This window comes from Pseudalkalibacillus sp. NRS-1564, from assembly GCF_050467905.1.
Classification (GTDB): Bacteria; Bacillota; Bacilli; order Bacillales; family Guptibacillaceae; genus Guptibacillus; species Guptibacillus hwajinpoensis_B.
In genome coordinates this window covers 1-19,651 of record NZ_JBITPM010000005.1, presented here as the reverse complement: position 1 = coordinate 19,651, position 19,651 = coordinate 1, and the positions used below count along the sequence as shown (strand labels likewise).

Below are 19,651 nucleotides of genomic sequence, written 5' to 3'. Positions count from 1 at the left end.
TCAAAATAAGAAATGAAAGCGCTGTAAAAAAAGGAGAGATTAAGATGAATGAAAATATAGGATTTATTGGATTAGGAATTATGGGTAAACCGATGGTGAAAAATTTAGTGAAGTCAGGTGCAAAAGTAACTGTCTTTGATATTAATGAAACAGCTGTACAAGAATGTGTTGTATTTGGGGCAAATGGTGCTCTATCACCAAAAGAAGTTGCTAAAGAGAGCTCAATTATCTTCACGATGCTTCCTAATTCCAACCACGTAAAATCCGTTATTACAAATGAAAGCGGAATCATTCAGGGAGCAAAAGAAGGAACTGTCGTCGTAGATATGAGTTCCATTTCTCCTGTTGTGTCTGAAGAGTTGGCTAATGAATTGAATAACTATGGTGTTCATATGCTCGATGCACCTGCAAGCGGAGGGGAGCCAAAAGCGATTGATGGTACATTGGCCATTATGGTTGGTGGGGAAGAGAAAGTATTTGAGAGAGTACTGCCTGTCCTACAAGTTCTTGGTAAAGATATCACGTTAGTTGGTGGGAATGGTTGCGGTGCTACAGCTAAATTAGCAAATCAGATTATCGTTAACGTAAATATAGCGGCTATGTCTGAAGCACTTGTACTAGCTTCCAAAGCAGGAATCGATATAGAAAAAATGTATCATGCGATTCGTGGTGGACTTGCTGGTAGTGCGGTACTAGATGCGAAAGTCCCTCTCATTTTAGAAAGAAACTTCGTAGCGGGTGGTCGCATTGACATTAATATGAAGGATTTAACAAACGTGATGGAAACAGCACATGAAATAGGCGTTCCACTCCCACTTTCAAGTCAAGTTCTTGAAATGTTTAGTGCTCTTAAAGGAGATGGAAAAGCTGGTGATGATCACGGTGGACTAGTGCAGTATTATGAGCGTTTGGCAAATACAGTTGTAATAAAGGATGTGAAGGAGCATGTCTAACCAGCTAGTAATAGAAGAGCTTCCGAAATTAAAATCAATTGATTACGAGTCCATTTCTGATCTTTGGAAGAAAGAGAGATCTGATTTTAACCATCAGATTGTTGTACTAGATGATGATCCTACTGGAGTACAGACTGTTCATGGGGTGTCCGTCTATACAGATTGGACAGAACAGACAATCAAACAAGGATTTGAAGAAGATACTAGTATATTTTTCATTCTAACGAACTCCCGGGCATTGTCAGAAAATGACACAGAAATTCTTCATCGAACGATTGCAGAACGTGTTAGCCACGTTGCGAGTAATCTAAATAAATCTTATCTCATTATTAGTAGAGGGGATTCGACTTTACGAGGGCACTATCCACTTGAGACAGAAGTGATGAAAGACCGTATTGAGGAGAGCGATAAACCGATAGACGGTGAAGTGATTATCCCGTTTTTTAAAGAAGGCGGGCGCTTGACAATCCATAATGTTCACTATGTTCAAAATGAGAGCGTCCTCATTCCAGCAGGTGAAACGGAATTTGCGAAAGATCGCACATTTGGTTTTAAATCAAGCAACTTAACAGAGTGGGTTGAAGAAAAAACATCTGGAAGGTTTAAGAAAGAGGACGTTCAGACGATCTCTCTAGAAGATATTCGTGAACTACGAATAGATAGAATGGTAGAGCAATTATTAGCCGTGACTGATTTTGGGAAAGTGGTCGTTAATGCTGTGGAAGAAGAAGATATTAAGGTATTCACGATTGCCCTAATGAAGGCTATGAAAAATGGAAAACGCTTTATCTTCAGAACGGCAGCCACATTCACAAAAATAATTGGTGATATTCCAACAAAGCCACTTCTTACAAAGGAACAATTAATTGCGGAAAACGCTACGACTGGAGGACTTATTGTTGTGGGTTCTCACGTACAGAAATCTACTGATCAACTTAATGCTTTAAAAGAACTCTCTCAAGTTCACGCCATTGAATTTGACTGCCACCTTGTTTTGGAAGCTGAAGCGTTTAAATCCGAAGTAAAGCGTGTTAGGAAAGAAGCTGAAGCAAAGATTGCAGAAGGAACAACGGTTGTGATCTATACGAGACGAGAACGGTTAGACCTTGGTGATGGAATGAAGGAAGAGGAGCTTAAACTTTCAGTTGAGATATCAAATGCTGTAACGAGCATTGTAAGAGATTTCTCCATTGCACCTAAATACGTTATCGCGAAGGGCGGCATTACGTCTAGTGATGTCGGAACAAATGGTCTGCAAGTGAAGAGAGCCACAGTTCTAGGACAAGCGGCGCCCGGTATTCCTGTTTGGGAAACAGATGAAGAGAGCAAATTTCCTCACCTTCCTTACATTATTTTCCCTGGAAATGTTGGGGCGGTTACAACGCTGAGAGACATTGTTCAGAATATAGAGACGGTATAACCTTTAAGGAGTTGACATGATGGTAACTGGCAACACGCTTATATTAATCTTTCTACTTTCTCTCGTTGCTTTGTTTGTTCTTATTTTAAAATTTAAGCTTGAGCCTTTTCTAGCACTGATTGGTGTAGCATTCGGAACAGCGCTAGTCATTGGCATCCCTATTGTGGAGATTCCAGGCATTATCACGAGCGGTTTTGGTAATACTCTTGCTGGCGTTGGAATTCTAATTGGACTTGGTGTGATTTTTGGGCAGTTTCTAGCTTCTTCAGGGGCCGTAGAGAAAATTGCCCAATCTGTACTTAAAGTTTTTGGAGCAAAAAAATCAGCAGCTGGTCTGGCTCTTACCGGGACCGCTGTATCAATTCCAGTTTATTTTGATGCCGCATTTGTTATCCTAACGGGATTAATCAAAAGTTTATCAAGAAAAACGGGTATTTCAATTGTGACGTTTGTAACAGCGCTTGGTGTAGGGCTGATTGTGTCGCACAGCATGATTGCTCCTACGCCCGGGCCACTCGTTGTTGCTGAAAATACTGGTTCAGATTTAGGACTATTTATCATATATGGATTAGTTTGCGCGATCCCTGCAACATTAGTAGGCGGCTATTTCTACGGAATGTTTATTGGAAAGCGCGTTCAGTCGAAACCTGATGATGAGGCTGAACAAGAAGTCGCAGTAGCAAGAGAAGAACCTTCAAAGGAAATTAGTACAGGATTAGCTTACGCGATGCTAGTCCTACCAATCGCTCTCATTTTAGCGAATACTGTTTCACAGCTACTGGTTCCAGGAACAACTTTTGCTTCAGCACTTGCTTTTGTTGGAGATAAAAACATGGCGCTGTTTATAAGTGTAATCGTTGCCATTTTAGTATTAACGCCTTATATAAATGCACCAAAACAATCTCTGTACACGGAAGCCATTAATTCGGCAGGTGTCATTCTCCTTATTACTGGTGCCGGTGGTGCTTTTGGAGCTGTCATCAATCAAAGTGGGATAGGAGACCATTTAATTCAAACGATGCAGAACTGGAGTATTCCTGCTCTATTGCTAGCCTTTATTTTCTCTCAAATCCTACGAGCTTCATTAGGTTCAACAACCGTGGCGCTTGTCACCACTTCAAGTATTCTAGGACCGCTGGCTCTTGACCTTGGCGTTTCACCTGTCTTATTAGGTCTTGCGATTTGTGCCGGAGGGGTTGGACTTTCGCTTCCTAACGATTCTGGATTCTGGGTCGTTAGTCGATTCGGTAAATTGACCGTATCTGAGACAATTAAAGCGTGGACAATTGGAGGTTTTATAGCAGGATTAAGCGCATTTGGAATGGTATATCTTCTTAGTTTATTCTCCGGCATTTTACCGGGTATTTAAGCAGGGCACTTGCCCTGCTTTTTGAACTGATATCAATTGCTTTGACTTTATCGTAAAGTAGTGATTGCTTCACTAATAGGAACTTTATTCATTAATGTGAGTGAAAAACAGTTGATAGAATTTACTCATTTCATGGTGAAATGTTGAACTGCGATTATTTCAATTTTCTAAAAACCAGTTGACACTCAATAAGAAACCGCTTACAATAAAGTCAATCAAAGCTTCTACGTAAACGATTAAATGAGTCGTTCTTCTTCGATAATGAACCAATTAAGTGAATAATCAAGGAACATTCATTTTTTTTACTAGAAAAAGTAATCGATTACGTAAACGATTAATTATAGGTGAGGAGAGATTATGGAGACGAAACTTAGAGCGTTACCTAGAAGAAATGTCCGTAGTGTCCCAAAGGTCAACAGCTCCTGGAAAAAGGTTTTACATAACTATGAATTGTACTTATTTCTACTTCCTACGTTAATTTACTTCATTGTCTTCCACTATGTCCCTATGTACGGTGTCCTCATTGCGTTTCAAGATTATATGCCCACATTGGGGGTTTCAGGAAGTCCCTGGGTTGGTTTTGAGCACTTTGAACGTTTCTTCAATTCCTTTCAGTTCTGGACTCTGTTAGAGAACACCCTCGAGCTCAGTGTGCTGCAATTATTATTTGGCTTTCCGTTACCGATCATGGTTGCTCTTCTTTTAAATCAGTTAAGAAATCAGCGTTACAAAAAATTCGTTCAAACTGTTATCTATGCTCCTCACTTTATTTCGGTCGTTGTTCTTGTAGGTATGGTGTATGTTTTCTTCTCACCGAACGGTTTAATAAACAATTTCCTCATGATTTTTGGTGCCGAACCTGTTCATTTTATGTCACAGGCAGGTTGGTTTAAACCACTCTACATTTCTTCAGGCTTGTGGCAGGAGACAGGGTGGGCAGCGATCATTTATCTTGCAGCGTTAGCTGGTGTTAGTCCAGAAGTTCATGAAGCAGCGATTATGGATGGAGCAAATAAATGGCAGAGGATCCTTCATGTCGATATTCCAGCGATTTTACCTACCGCGATGATTTTATTAGTTCTATCGGTAGGAAATCTAATGAACATCGGATTTGAGAAAGCGTATTTAATGCAAACTCCGTTGAATGTCTCAGCAGGAGAGATTATCCCAACTTATGTGTATAAAGTAGGTTTACAGAGTGCTCAGTACAGTTTTGCGGCAGCGGTTGGATTGTTTAACGCAGTGATTAACTTTATCTTATTGTGGGCAGTTAATAGGGCTGACAAGAAATTATCCGGTTCAGGGCTATGGTAAGGGGGAGTAAGTTATGACTCAATTTGTGATGAATCGTTCGAAATTATGGTCAAGAAAATCGAAAGAGGATAAGATATTTGATCTCATCAACTTCCTCTTTCTCACGACACTCTCACTCGTCGTTTTGTACCCGCTGTATTTTATTATCATCGCTTCGATTAGTAACCCTGATAGCGTCTACAATGGCGATGTATGGTTTTGGCCTCAGGGAATCACCTTTGAAGGATATGAACGAATCTTTCAAGATAATCGGATTTGGACAGGTTATAAAAATACGGTGCTGTACACCGTCGTTGGAACATTAGTGAATGTTACGTTAACCCTCATGGCAGCTTATGCGCTCTCGAGAAAAGATTTAGTAGGTAGAAATTTCTTCATGATTCTGTTTGTTTTCACCATGTTTTTCTCAGGGGGATTAATCCCAACTTATTTAGTCGTTAAAAACCTTGGTATGGTAGATACGATGTGGGCCCTCATTATTCCAAAGGCGGTTGCGGTTTGGAACCTGATTGTGGCAAGAACGTTCTTTCAGTCGACGATTCCAGACGAATTGTTAGAATCAGCCAAAATGGATGGGTGCTCAAATACGAAATTCTTCTTAAAGATCGTGTTACCACTGTCGAAACCGATTATCGCTGTAATGGTATTGTTTTATGCCGTTACACATTGGAACTCGTTCTTTGATGCTTTAATTTATCTAAATAATGAAGACAAATATCCGTTACAGCTAATCTTAAGATCAATCCTTATTCAAAATGAAGCTTCTGCCAGTATGGTTGGCGATGTTGAATCGTTTGCTGCTCAGCAAAGAATTGCTGATTTAATCAAATATGGTGTCATTATTGTTGCTGCTATACCGCTGTTAATTCTATATCCTTTCATACAGAAGTATTTCGTAAAGGGAGCTTTAATTGGAAGTATTAAAGGTTAACCATTTGCTTTACTTCATTATTAGGAGGTGGATCGCCGGTCAAATGGCTTTACTGAAATTGCTTGTGATTGCCGTAAATTAAAACCATTCGGGGGGAATTTAGTGATGGGTAAACGAAAAAGTTGGTCTTTTCCTTTCATATGTTTGTTACTCTGTTTCATTCTTGTATTAAGTGCTTGCTCTTCTAAAGATAGTAGTTCTGATGGGAAAGCCGAATCGGCTGATTTCAATAAAGAAGGGCTTCCAATTGTAGATGATCAAGTCACCCTGGAATTTGTATCACCAAAAGCACCGCTCGCACCGAAATACGACAAGATGGAAATTTTCAATACGTTAGAAGATATGACGAATGTAAAAATTGAATGGAGTAATATTCCGGATGATGGTTATGAAGAAAAGAAAAACTCGATGCTCGCAAGTGGTGACTTGCCTGACGCTTTTTATTCAGCGAAATTTACGGATCTGGACATTGTGAAGTATGGACAAAATGGTACGCTCATTCCACTAGAGGATTTAATTGAAGAGCATGCCCCTAATATTCAAAAATTGTTTGAGAAGAGGCCTGAACTTAAGAGCATGGTAACCGCTCCTGACGGACATATTTATACACTGCCTCGTGCAGAAGAAGCTGGTCTTGGAGCTGTACCGAACTTTATGACGATTAATAAATCCTGGTTAGACGAGTTAGGATTGGAAATGCCAACGACTCTTGACGAGTATCGCGATGTTCTAGTTGCTTTCAAAGAGAAAGATCCAAATGGAAATGGTAAGCAGGATGAAGTTCCGTTAAGTTTTATGTTCAACTTTTGGACTGGAAACTTCGGCGATATGTTTGCAGCATTTAATATGCCAGATAACGTTGATCATCGCATTGTAAGAGATGGAGAAGTTATCTATACAGCTGTTCAACCGGAATATAAAGAAGCCATAGACTATTATCATCAGTGGATGGAAGAAGGCTTGATTGATAAAGAATCATTTACTCAAGATGTCTCTCAGTACTTTGCTAAAGGGAAAAACGAAAAATATGGTTCTTATATTTGGTGGGAATCGGAAGAAGTAGTCGGTCCAGAATTGAAAGATGATTATGTCCTCTTACCACCGCTTGAAGGTCCGAATGGAGATCAAGTTGTTGGGCGATCCAACTACTCAGACTACTCTCGTGGAGAGTTTGCGATCACTTCCGCAAATGCAAATCCAGAAATCACGATGCGTTGGGTAGATCAGTTATATGAAACACAAATGTCAGCTCAAATTAACTGGGGGCCAATTGGTACAATTTTTGAAGAAAAGGATGGAAAACTCGTATTGAAAGAACAACCCGATGATGTGGTGATGGGTGAATTAAGACAAAAGGTAGCACCAAATGGACCAGTAGCCATTTTGAAAGAAGACTTTGAGGAATCTGTTGAAATGGAACCGCGTGCAAAACAGCGTTTGGAAGATTTGAATTCGATCTATGCGCCTTATCTTGAAGACGAGAATTACCCGCAAATCTTCTTTAGTCCTGATGAACTAGATGAAATTAACCGTCTAGAAGTAGATATTAAAGAATTTACGAATCAGAAGAAAGCTCAGTGGCTAATGGAAGGTGGCGTAAACGAGGAGTGGGATAGCTACAATAAACAGCTTGAAGACATGGGTCTAAGTCGCTTAATGGAAATCTACCAAGATGGATTGGATCGCTTTAAAAAGAATCAGTAGAAAATAGAATAGGCATGATGAAGAAAGTTAGAACATGATTGAGATGTTCTAACTTTCTTTACAAACTGGGAGTGTTAAATATGTTGAATGTTGAGTTGGAAAAATCACTGATAGCTTATTGGGGATTCTCTGAAGGACAAGGGAAGCACGTCCATGACGGCTCTCGTAAAAATCCTATTCACTATGTGTTTAATGATCGTTCCGATTCACCTGTTCATGAACCTCAGTGGCGAAAAGGAATCAACGACCACGCACTTTTATTTGATGGCTATTCAACATGGGTTGAAAGTAAAGAAGGGGTCCCTACAATTGAACAAGCGTTTACCATTGAGGCATGGCTAGCCCCACGTTCATTCGGCGGGATTGAGGATGAGCGGTTAACAGGTATTGTTAATCAACATAACAGAAAGATGAATCGAGGATTTATTCTTGGTGTTCATGGCCATGGGAAATGGTCATTACAACTTGGTGTAGAAGATGAGTGGATCGAAGTTTGGGCAGATAATTGTCCATTACCGAAGTTGAAGTGGTCTCATCTTGCAGCAAGCTTTAACGGTAAAGAAGGGCGTATTCAATTGTATCTTAATGGTGAAAAAGTCGCTGAGAAAACAATCGCTCAAAACGTTTCTATGACGGTGAGTCATGATGCGCTCTTGATAGGTAAAAGCAATGATGCGCTTACGATTGAAAGCGTGTTTTCATTGAATATGTTCAGTGGTTTAATCGATGATATTAAGATCTATAATCGAGCATTAAATGACTCGGAAATAAAAACGAGCTTCACTAACTATCTATTACCTTATAAAGGAGAGATTCCACACCTACCTTATGAAGAAATTGCGATTGATCGAAGCATTTATGATCATGACCCATTCCGACCTAAGTTTCATTTAACACCACCGGGTCACTGGATGAATGAACCACATGCGCCACTTTATTTCAAAGGGAAATACCATCTGTTTTATCAGCATAATCCACAGGGCCCTTATTGGGGTAACATCCAGTGGGGACATTGGGTGAGTGATGATCTCGTGTATTGGCGCGATTTACCTATTGCCATTGAAACGGAAGCGGATGATTTAGCTCCGGACGGGATTTGGTCAGGAAACGCCGCTTATGATGAAGATGGATTACCCGTTTTGTACTTTACGGCAGGTCATTCATCAAAGAAGCCAAATCAGATGACAGGTCTTGCAAGAAGTACGTTTAGGGAAGATCAAGATATCGATTTAAAGAAATGGAGAAAGCATCCCGTTCCCGTAACGGTTCAGCCTAAAGGATTAGGCTTGCATCATGATGGGTTTCGAGATCCTTTTGTATGGAAAGAAGAAGACCTCTGGTACCAAATTGTGGGGACTGGTATAGAGGGGGTGTGTGGAGCAGCCATTATATTTACTTCTGATAACTTAGTAGATTGGGAATGTAAAGGCCTTCTATATGATGATAAGGATCAAGAGTTTCCTTTCCTAGGTGAAGTGTGGGAACTGCCGATTTTACTTCCGCTTGGCGAGGGAAAGCATCTATTTATTATTAGTCCTGTTGGAAGAAATGCTGATGTAGAAGTGTTTTATTGGATTGGGACATGGGATAAACAGGGTTATCGCTTTATACCAGATCAGAAAGAACCGCAGCTCATTGATGTAGGCGATTTTCATTTCACAGGACCAAGTGCCATGATTGATCCAAAAACCGGTCGTTTGCTTTTGTTTACAATCGCCCAGGGAAGGCGTTCGCTTAAAGCTGAATATGAAGCAGGATGGGCACATAATGGAGGTCTTCCTCTGCAACTATGGTTACGAGACGATGGAAGATTAGGTGTTAAACCGATCGAAGAATTAATAAAGCTTCGCAAGAAAAAACTTGTTTCATTAGAGAATCAATCTGTTGAAGAGAGCAATGATATCTTAGCTAATGTGAAAGGAAATATGCTTGAAATCTGTGTTGAATTTCAAGATGCGGTTGCGAGTGAATATGGTGTAAAGGTTTTAAAGTCTGATCGTGGGAATGTCGAAACGCTCCTATACTATAACCGTCAAGAAGAGACGTTGAATGTTAAAAAGAAAACAAATGATTCAAACCTGGTCCAATCTCAAGGTGGGGAACTTCTACTAAATGGAGAACAGTTAAAGCTTCATATTTACGTCGATTGTTCCATCATAGAGTGCTATGCCAATGAATTAAAAAGTATAACGACTAGAGCATACCCTGAGATTGAAGCACTAGGTATAGCGGTGTGGGCGAATGATCACATAAAAGTGAAGTCGATGGAAGTTTGGGAGATGGGGCCTGGATTTTAAGACTTTTTGTCCTTGAGTCATATTGATGAAAGCTAGTCACCTTAGTTGCCCGAATGGATAAGTCACTTATTTTGAAGGGAGCTTTACAAACTCATGTTCAATCGCTGTAGGTTGAAAGTGGTTTCTCTGACTGTCTTATTAGTTATAGGTAGCCTTATGCCAATGAATATTTCGAACTCTGTTCATGCTCAAACGACCATTGCAAACCCAAGTTTCGAAACAGGGGATTTGTCTGGTTGGAAAATTGTAAGTGGTAACGCGTTCAATGAGAAAGATGTGACAGATGAATCCAATTATTGGGATAAGCAAACATTTGATCAAAAGAACTTCTGGCATATCTGGGGAGGGCGGGGAGACGACACTAAAGTTGGAGTCATGCAGTCTGAAACCTTTACTCTTGGGGGAGATGGTCAGATTGATTTCCTCACAGGAGGAGATTCTGATGAGGAGCACTTATCGATCTCTCTCGTTAGAGAATCAGACGGAGTAGAATTAATGAAGGAAACAGGGACTGGGACAGATACATATTCCAAGAAGAGTTGGGATGCCTCAGCTCATATAGGCACAGTTGTTAGGATTAAAGTTGTTGATTCAACGACAACGGGGCATATCAATCTTGATGATGTGAATGTTCCTGCCACTGCTTCTTTACATGACCATGTGGAGCCTTCTATTTATAATCATGATTTCGAATATACGGCACTAACTCCTTACGAAATAAGGGGATGGGAAATTGTAAGCGGAGATGCATTTGGCCCAGAAAGCCTTGTTCATGAAGATGAATGGAGTGAAGGCGATGAATTTTTGCATGAGGGACGCTACCATTTATGGAATTTTAACGATGGTGGAGACGATCAAGTAGGTGAGCTGCACTCAGAGCCATTTACGATCGATCAAAATGGGGGAATCGATTTTCTTATTGGAGGAGGGAATGACGATGAGAATCTATATGTTGCTCTCGTAAGAACTTCTGATGGAAAAGAGTTGCGAAAAGAAACCGGACGAGATACGGAAAAGTACCAGCGCGTTTACTGGGATGTTTCAGAATACATTGGTGAAGAAGTGATAATCAAAATCGTAGATCATGCTAAAGGGGCGTTTGGACATATCAATGTTGATGACTTTCGAACGAACAGTTCTCCTTTTGCTGACGGATTAATGGCTCACTGGAGTCTAGATGAAGGTACTGGTCAGGATACTGTAGAGCAAGTCACAGGAGAAACCAACTTAATTGATTACCATCTCAGTAAGGGAGTCTTTCAGGAAGCCAAGGATCCGCTGTGGAAAGACGGCATTTCAAACGGTTCTTTATTATTTGATGGGTACTCTACCTGGATTACGCATAGCCCTACGAAACTACCAGTGCCTAAAGAAGCGCTAACGGTTGAAGCCTGGGTAGCTCCAAGAAATTTTGAACATGGAGACGAAGGCCGGTTATCTGCAATCGTGAATCAGCATAACCGGGAAAAGAAAGAAGGATTCATACTAGGGAATTTCCGACATGGCACGTGGGGGTTACAGTTTGGTACTGGTGAGGATTGGCATGAAGTGATGTCAGATACACTACTCCCTTTAAATGAGTGGTCTTACATTGTCGCAACGTACGATAGCACCACTGGAGAAGCTGTTTTATACCAGAATGGTGAAAAGGTATCATCACGAAAATTTGATGCAGGATCTGCGATTGAACCGAGTGTAAGAGATTTATTGATCGGAAAAAACAATGATGGTATGTGGTTGTATGGCTTTGATTTAAATATGTTTAGCGGGCTTATGGATGAAGTGAAAATTTATAGTCAGGCCTTAAGTCCTGGGAATGTGAAAGATTCCTACGAATCTTATGTAAGCGCTTTAGATGGTAATCTACCAACCCCTGACGTGAAAACAGATCGAAGTCTTTTAGCGGACGATCAACATCGGCCACAGTTTCATATGTCTCCTCCGAACCATTGGGGAAATGAACCAGGTGGTCCTATTTACTTTAATGGTCAATATCATGTGTTCTATCAGAGTAATCCTAGAGGTCCATACTGGAATCATATTCGCTGGGGGCATCTAGTAAGTGATGATATGGTTCATTGGAGAGATGTTGACGATGCCGTTATCCCTGGGCGATATGATGTGGATCCCGAGGGGGCGTGGGCGGGTGGTGCTGTTGTCGATGATAACGGTGTGCCTGTTATCTTTTACACAGCGGGTGATGATCGTGATCAGCCTAATCAGCGCATTAATTTAGCAAGAAGCACGTATTTGCAGGATGGGGATAACGATCTTAACCGTTGGGAAAAGAATTCAGAAGTGATTCTAGATCAAGAAGAAGGACAGGGGATCATGGGTGAATTTCGAGATCCTTACGTTTTTAAAGATGGTGATACCTGGTACATGTTAGTGACTTCTGGTAAAGAAGGAGCTGATGGTAAAGCCGTTGGAGGTACCGCTCTGGTGTATTCTTCAAAGGATGCTAGTTTTGAAGATTGGACCTTCGAAGGGGACTTATTTGTTGGAGATTATGGAACCTATCCAGAAACTGGACGCGTTTGGGAGCTGCCGATTTTGCTGCCATTAGGCGATAGCGGAAAACATATTTTCTTAATCAACCCTGCCAAAATGGAAAGAGAAGAGTATCAGTCGAGGTATACGTACTATTGGATTGGGACGTGGAATCCTGAGACAGCTAAGTTTACACCAGATAATGACGCGCCTCAATTACTCGATGTAGGAGACCATTTTACTGGACCAGCTGGAATGGTAACGCCTGATGGAAGAACCGTTATTCATAGTATTACGCAGGGGAGGCGTCCGGCAAACGACGATTATGATGCTGGATATGCTCACAATTATGGTTTGCCAACAGAGGTTTTTTATCGAGATGATGGTAAGTTAGGGATGAAGCCGATCCGAGAGTTGGACGAATTACGAGGCGAAGAGCTTATTAATCTGACATCGGACACGTCCATGGAAGAAGCGAATCAACTTCTATCTAACATAGAAGGAGATATGCTTGAGATCCAGTTAGAATTAGACAATGGATCCGCTAATGAATCGGGAATTAGCTTAAGACGTTCACCGAATGGCGAAGAGGAAACAATTGTGTATTTCAAAGAAAGTAGCAAGGAATTTTGGGTGAACCGAACGAAATCAAGTCTCGATCCAGATGTGGAAAAATGGTACCAAGGTGGAGAGGTAGATACTGATTCAGAGACGATCAATCTCCATGTGTACGTGGATCGTTCTGAAATCAATGCCTATTTAAATGAACAAAAAGGGTTAACCACAAGAGCCTACCCGACAAGAGACGATGCGAAAGGTGTGCAGCTCTGGGCGAATGAGCAAAGTGAATCCGTCACCGTAAAATCATTACAGGTTTGGGAGATGAACTCTGCGTACGAAAAGGTGAATGCTACTGGGGTATCACTCCATCCAGAGTCGCTAGAGTTAATTGCTGGAAATACAGAACGATTAACACCTGAAGTGAAGCCGGCTCAAGCAACGAATAAAGAGGTGATCTGGACTTCAAGTAATCCAAGCGTTGCGACTGTTGTGAATGGAAAAGTTACGGCTCATTCAGAAGGTACTGCTACGATTAAAGCGGAAACAAGGGATGGAGGTCATACGGCAACGAGTGCGATTGCCGTCGTTGAAGAACCCCCTCATGATGAGTTAGTGAATCATGATTTTGAAGCTGGTAACTTAACGGGATGGACTGTCATGGAAGGCGATGCCTTTAGCGATCTTGATGTCACGTCTGCTGATGATTGGGGGTGGGGAGGTCCATTTAATCAAAACGGAGCTTTTCATCTATACAGTGTTTATAACGGTGATGATGCCGAAATTGGAACGATACGTTCACAGAAATTCACGCTTGGAGGAAATGGACAAATTGATTTCCTCGTATCAGGTGGGAACGATATTTATAACCTTTACGTTGCACTAGTAAGAAGTTCAAATGGGAAAGAGTTAATGAAAGTAAGTGGGGGGAACCAGGAAGGCTATACCCGAGTTAAGTGGGATGCTTCTCATTACATTGGAGAGGATGTTTATCTAAAGGTTGTTGATCGTTCCAAAGGTTCATGGGGGCACATTAGTATTGATGATGTGAATGCTCCGGTAGAGCCTCCGAATAATGTAACGATAACGAACCCCGGTTTTGAAACGGGAGACTTGAGCGGGTGGACGGTTAGCGGGGAGGCCTTTAGTGACCAGGATGTAACACAGGAGGATGAGTGGGAATGGGACTGTTGCTTCAATCATCAAGACGCCTATCACCTGTGGAATTTCAAGGATGGCGGAGACGCCGACATAGGTGAAATACAATCAGGGACCTTTACCCTCTATGGAAGTGGGTGGATTGACTTTTTGATTGGTGGGGGGAAGGATAGTGATCACTTATATGTTTCTCTCGTACGCGAGGCTGATGGGAAGGAGCTCTTTAAATCGACCGGTACAGAAAGTGAAAAGTATAAGAGAATCTACTGGGACGCTTCTTCCTATATAGGGGAAGAAGTATTCATCAAAGTGGTGGACAATGCTACCGGCGGATGGGGTCATATCAATGTTGATGATTTTCATGTGTTCAATTCAGAAGAAGACATTCTAACGAGTGAGCGGTATGAAAAATACCGTTCACAGTTTCACTATACTCCCGAAAAAAATTGGATGAATGACCCTAATGGGCTTGTTTATCATAATGGAGAATATCATGTGTTTTATCAGTATAATCCGACTGGCGTAACATGGGGGCCAATGAATTGGGGGCATGCGGTTAGTACGGATTTAGTAAATTGGGAAAGACTGCCGACTGCGCTAGAAGAAGATGAGAACGGATTTATATGGTCAGGTAGCGTTGTCGTAGATGAAGACAATACGGCCGGGTTTGGGAAAGACGCCATGGTGGCCATGTTTACGCATGAAAAAGGCGGAAACCAAAGTCAAAGTCTCGCTTACAGCAATGATAACGGTCGGTCGTGGCAGAAGTATGCTGGAAATCCCGTCCTCACAAACCTCGACCAATTCTCCGTTTTCAGAGATCCGAAAGTATTCTGGCATGAAGCATCCAATCAATGGGTGATGCTGCTTGCAGTGGAAGATCAATTTCAAAAGCAATTTGTTCGCATCTATCATTCGGAAAACATGAAAGATTGGACGTTTGCGAGCGACTTTGGTGAAAATCAAGGATCACATGAAGGAGTTTGGGAAGTGCCAGATCTTTTCCCATTGCCAGTGGATGATGATCCAAACAACACCAAATGGGTGATGCAGGTAAGTCTTAGTAAAGGTGCTCCTGCTGGTGGATCAGGTGTGCAATATTTTATTGGTGATTTTGATGGAGCGACCTTTCATAATGACAATCTAGCAAGTACCGTACTATATGCCGATCATGGGGCTGACTATTATGCGCCGCTAACTTTTAATCATGTACCTGATGGACGTCGAGTTGCGATGGGATGGATGAACAATTGGGAGTATGGTCAAGCGATTCCAACTTCTATTTGGAGAAGCAAAATGACAATCCCAAAGGAATTAAACTTGAAAAGCATTTCGAATTTAGGTGCTCGCCTCGTTCAAACTCCTGTCAGTGAGCTTCAGGGTTTAAGAGGGGAAGAAAATTATTGGACGAATGAAGTAGTGGTACCTGGTGAGAATCTATTATCTGATATGAAAGGAGATACGTTAGAAATTGTTGCTGAATTTCAAACAGATCAGTCAACTGCGAAAGAATTTGGTTTTAAAGTTCGGGTAGGTCATGACGAATTCACAGAAGTTAGTTACAACATAGCAAATGCTACGTTATCTTTAGATCGTTCTAAGTCTGGTGATACGAGTTTTAGTAGTTCTTTTGCTGCTAAGCACGAAGTAGTCATGTTGCCTTCGAATGAGTCAGTTACACTTCACTTATTTGTTGATCGTTCTTCCATCGAAGTGTTTGGAAATGATGGTGAGGTTGTGTTATCTAATCAAATCTTTCCTGAATTAACGAGTGATCAGGTAGAACTATATGCGATCGATGGTGAAGTAACTTTAAACTCTTTAGCTATCTATCAGTTAAATGGAGCCAGTATTATCAATACGAATTAAACTCGTTCTTAAAGAAATATATCCTCTTTATTTAACGTAGAAAGTTAATTGACAGCGCTTACTTTAATAACTATAATTAAAGTTATAATATACGTAATCGTTTACTTAAGCTCTTTGTAAGAGCTTCTTTTATAAAAAGTAACGTAATCGATTACGCGTCACGTGGTTCGCAGTTTAAAAGGGCGAGTAATCTGATAAGTAGGTGAAAAGGATATGGGCACCGTTAAAGATGGAAACAATATGCGTTCAAAAATGAAAGATGTCGCTCAAAAAGCAGGTGTCTCAACGGCCACCGTTTCTCACGTGATTAACGGAACGAGGTATGTTTCTGAAAATACGAAGAAAAAGGTCTATCAGGCTATGCGGGATCTTAACTACAGTCCGAACTTCGTAGCTAGAAGTCTTAGAAGCAGCAGTTCAAAAACGATCGGTTTGATTATTCCTGCTAAAGAAATGGATACCTCGGGCTTTTTCTTTATGTCAATTGCGCACAGCATTGAGAAAAAGCTTAAGGAAATTGGCTATCAGTTAATTCTAAGTAATTCAAATGAAGAAATTGAAAATGAGATTCAACAAATCAATATGTTTAAAAATCAAATGATCGATGGGTTAATTATGGCTCCAACTTACGGGGATCATAGCTATTTAAAAGAATTTGAAGATCAGTTACCCATTGTATTCATTGATCGAAAGCCAGAGGGGATTGATTGTGACTGTGTGCTTGTCGATAACTTCAAAGGCACGTATGAGGCGATGAATCATTTAATTCTAAAGGGGCACCAGAGAATAGGATATATATCCGGACCACTTGGACTAACGACTAGTGATGAACGACTTAGAGGATATAAACATGCTTTACGAGAAAACAATCTCCAGGTTGACGAATCAATGATCGTGATCGATGAAGCCTCATTGGAAGCTGGGAAAAATGCTATGGCGTTTTTATTGGAGCAATCCAAATGCACGGCGGTCATGATTGGGAACAACATTCTCACATTAGGTTCAGTCGTAACGTTAAATAAAAGCAAGATTCAAGTACCAGAACAGATGGCTGTAATTGGCTATGATAACTATGAATGGACTGAAGCAACCAATCCACCTTTAACCATTATTAAACAGCCAATTCATGAGATAGGCGAAAGAGCAGCAGAATTGTTGATCGCACGTTTAGAAAATCCGCAGAAAGAATCTTCCTGTGTGAGCTTGCCATCAAGCCTAGAAATACGAAATTCATGTTAAAAGTAGCAAGTGAGTATGTAAACGACGGGAGGAGAGTGAGTTGGGAAATCATAAATATAGGGTATTTTCTTTTTTAGAAAAAGCAGTAGATTTCCTCTTTCTCAGTTTCATCTGGGCGATCATGTGTGTTCCGATTATCACGATTTTCCCTTCAACAGCAGCTTTGTTCGGTGTGGTACGAACATGGCAACTTAAAAAAGGAGATGCAGGTGTTTTCATTACTTTCTTTAAGTTGTTTAAGGAGAATTTCAAACAAAGCTTTGGTTTATCCCTTATTTGGAGCTTAGTTGGACTTTCTTTATACCTAAATTTCCAAATCGTATCCTTATCTGGATCAGTGCTTGAAGTTGTGATTTTTATCGTAAGTGTCTTTCTAAGCATCATTTTTGTCCTTATGACTATATACTTATTTCCGATGATGGTTCACGTGAAAGCAAAGTGGCACGAACTGGTGCGAAATTCGTTTTTTCTTGTTGTAGCAAGTCCATATTCAACAATCATAATTGGGGTTGTTACCCTTGGGACAGTCTATTTCTTGTTAGATAACCCAGCAGGACTATTTTTTATCACAAGTACGTTAGCTTACTTTATTAGTTATTGGTTTCTTAAAGCAATTAGTAAACTACAAATTAATTAATGGTTTAGTTAAAAACTTTGTTGAAGGAAAGGGTGCTGAATATTGGATGTTGAACAAGTCGTTCCTCGAAGCAACTATTCAGAGAAGCATAGACCTCAGTTTCATTTCACTCCAGAATCAAATTGGATGAACGACCCAAATGGGATGGTTTATTTTAACGGAGAATATCATTTATTCTATCAATATCATCCTTATAGTAGTGTTTGGGGACCGATGCATTGGGGACACGCAGTGAGTAAAGATTTGATTCACTGGGAGCATCTCCCTATTGCGTTAAAACCCGATCAAAACGGGGCTATTTTCTCGGGCAGTGCAGTTGTCGACTGGGATGATACAACTGGGTTCTTTAATGGGCAAAGTGGTCTCGTAGCAATCTTTACTCATGCGGATACATATCCTGGATCCGACAGACCACGCCAACGGCAGAGCCTAGCTTACAGTAGCGATAATGGGAGGAGCTGGACATTATATAAAGGGAATCCGGTCCTATCAGAACCTCGAATTCTAGATTTTCGAGATCCTAAAGTTTTTTGGCACAAAGAAACGAATCGTTGGGTGATGGTCATCGCTTCAGGGCAATCCATTAGTATCTATACGTCATTAAATTTAATCGACTGGGAGTTTGCCAGCACGTTTGGAGAGAAAGAAGGATCGCACCAGGGGGTATGGGAATGCCCTGATTTATTTAAACTACCAGTCGACCACGATCCATCCAAACAAAAGTGGGTATTACTCGTTAGCCTTGGCGACCATCCAGATGTCGATAGTGGTTCAAAAACACAATATTTCATTGGTGAATTTGATGGTAAAACGTTTCGAAACGATCATCACCCAGATCATGTGTGCTGGCTTGATCACGGGAGAGATAACTACGCAGGCGTAACGTGGTCAGATTTACCAGATCATGATGGGAGAAGGATTTTGATTGGATGGATGAGTAACTGGCGCTACGCGAATGAAACACCTACAGAAGGTTGGAGAAGCGCGATGACAATCCCTAGAGAGCTAGTTTTGAAATCCACATTAGCTGGTGTCCTACTTACCCAACTGCCAGTTACAGAACTTAAGAATATTAAAGAGCCTCTTGTACTGTTGAAAGAACAAAAGGTAACATCAGGTGAAAATGTGCTAAGCGGTATTCATGAAAACACACTTGAAATAACCATTGATCTTAATCCCGGTTCATCAGAAATAGTAGGTTTAAAGGTCTTAAAGTCTGATAATGAAGAGACAGTCATCGAATATAATGCAAAAACAGATAGGCTAACTTTTGATCGAACTCGATCAGGAGATTCTTCTTTTCATTCCTCTTTTGCCTGTAAGCAGACAGTAAAGATGGACTCACTTCATGAGCGTTTGCAATTGACCGTATTAATTGATCGATCCTCCATTGAGATTTTTGGGAATAGTGGGGAAACGATCGTTACAAATTTGGTGTTTCCTAAAGAGGATAGTAATGGTCTGGAGTTATACAGTAGCGATGAAATTTTTATTCATTCGATGGAGATAAATCGATTGAAATCAGTGTGGACTAATTCATAACTTGTATTTGGGAAATAGGAGAAAGACATGTACCTACTGATAAAGTTAAAAGGTCGAGTTTCCAATTGGAAACTCGACCTTTTAACTATGTTTTACTATTAAACGACTTAATAGAATTGGTTCTAAATCAAATGTTGGGGTAGGAGATTCATCTCCTACTCCTTATCCTA

The 19,651-nt window shown here is 40.8% G+C and carries 11 protein-coding genes; all 11 read left to right on the top strand.

Translation table 11 applies throughout. The features are described 5' to 3' along the window. The first annotated feature begins 44 nt into the window (after positions 1–44). The 11 genes from garR (at position 45) to ACIFPW_RS02045 (ending at position 19,481) form a co-directional block, all read left to right on the top strand. On the top strand, positions 45–953 hold the full coding sequence (gene garR, locus ACIFPW_RS02095; RefSeq protein WP_430241657.1) for a 2-hydroxy-3-oxopropionate reductase: 909 nt from the start codon (positions 45–47) through the stop codon (positions 951–953). After that, positions 946–2,373, top strand: coding sequence for a four-carbon acid sugar kinase family protein (locus tag ACIFPW_RS02090; RefSeq protein WP_430241655.1), 1,428 nt, complete (start codon positions 946–948; stop codon positions 2,371–2,373). Before garR ends, ACIFPW_RS02090 begins: the two co-directional genes overlap by 8 nt. Positions 2,374–2,392: 19 nt before the next feature. Next, on the top strand, positions 2,393–3,742 hold the full coding sequence (locus ACIFPW_RS02085; protein WP_430241653.1) for a GntP family permease: 1,350 nt from the start codon (positions 2,393–2,395) through the stop codon (positions 3,740–3,742). A 357-nt stretch (positions 3,743–4,099) separates the two neighbouring features. After that, positions 4,100–5,056, top strand: a complete 957-nt coding sequence (locus tag ACIFPW_RS02080; protein ID WP_430241651.1) for an ABC transporter permease — start codon at positions 4,100–4,102, stop codon at positions 5,054–5,056. A 13-nt stretch (positions 5,057–5,069) separates the two neighbouring features. Next, on the top strand, positions 5,070–5,987 hold the full coding sequence (locus tag ACIFPW_RS02075; RefSeq protein ID WP_404681227.1) for a carbohydrate ABC transporter permease: 918 nt from the start codon (positions 5,070–5,072) through the stop codon (positions 5,985–5,987). A 105-nt stretch (positions 5,988–6,092) separates the two neighbouring features. Continuing rightward, positions 6,093–7,691, top strand: a complete 1,599-nt coding sequence (locus tag ACIFPW_RS02070; protein WP_430241648.1) for an ABC transporter substrate-binding protein — start codon at positions 6,093–6,095, stop codon at positions 7,689–7,691. A gap of 80 nt (positions 7,692–7,771) precedes the next feature. Then, positions 7,772–9,988, top strand: a complete 2,217-nt coding sequence (locus tag ACIFPW_RS02065; RefSeq protein WP_430241646.1) for a LamG-like jellyroll fold domain-containing protein — start codon at positions 7,772–7,774, stop codon at positions 9,986–9,988. A gap of 162 nt (positions 9,989–10,150) precedes the next feature. Next, positions 10,151–16,063, top strand: a complete 5,913-nt coding sequence (locus tag ACIFPW_RS02060) for a GH32 C-terminal domain-containing protein (protein ID WP_430241644.1) — start codon at positions 10,151–10,153, stop codon at positions 16,061–16,063. A gap of 213 nt (positions 16,064–16,276) precedes the next feature. Beyond that, positions 16,277–17,302 (top strand): LacI family DNA-binding transcriptional regulator, encoded by a 1,026-nt coding sequence (locus tag ACIFPW_RS02055; RefSeq protein WP_430241642.1) that lies wholly within the window; start codon positions 16,277–16,279, stop codon positions 17,300–17,302. A 40-nt stretch (positions 17,303–17,342) separates the two neighbouring features. Beyond that, positions 17,343–17,939: a YesL family protein gene (locus tag ACIFPW_RS02050; protein WP_430241640.1), complete on the top strand. Its 597-nt coding sequence runs from the start codon at positions 17,343–17,345 to the stop codon at positions 17,937–17,939. A gap of 42 nt (positions 17,940–17,981) precedes the next feature. Continuing rightward, a complete protein-coding gene (locus ACIFPW_RS02045; RefSeq protein ID WP_430241638.1) occupies positions 17,982–19,481 on the top strand; it encodes a glycoside hydrolase family 32 protein in 1,500 nt (499 codons plus the stop codon). The last annotated feature ends 170 nt before the right edge of the window (positions 19,482–19,651 follow it).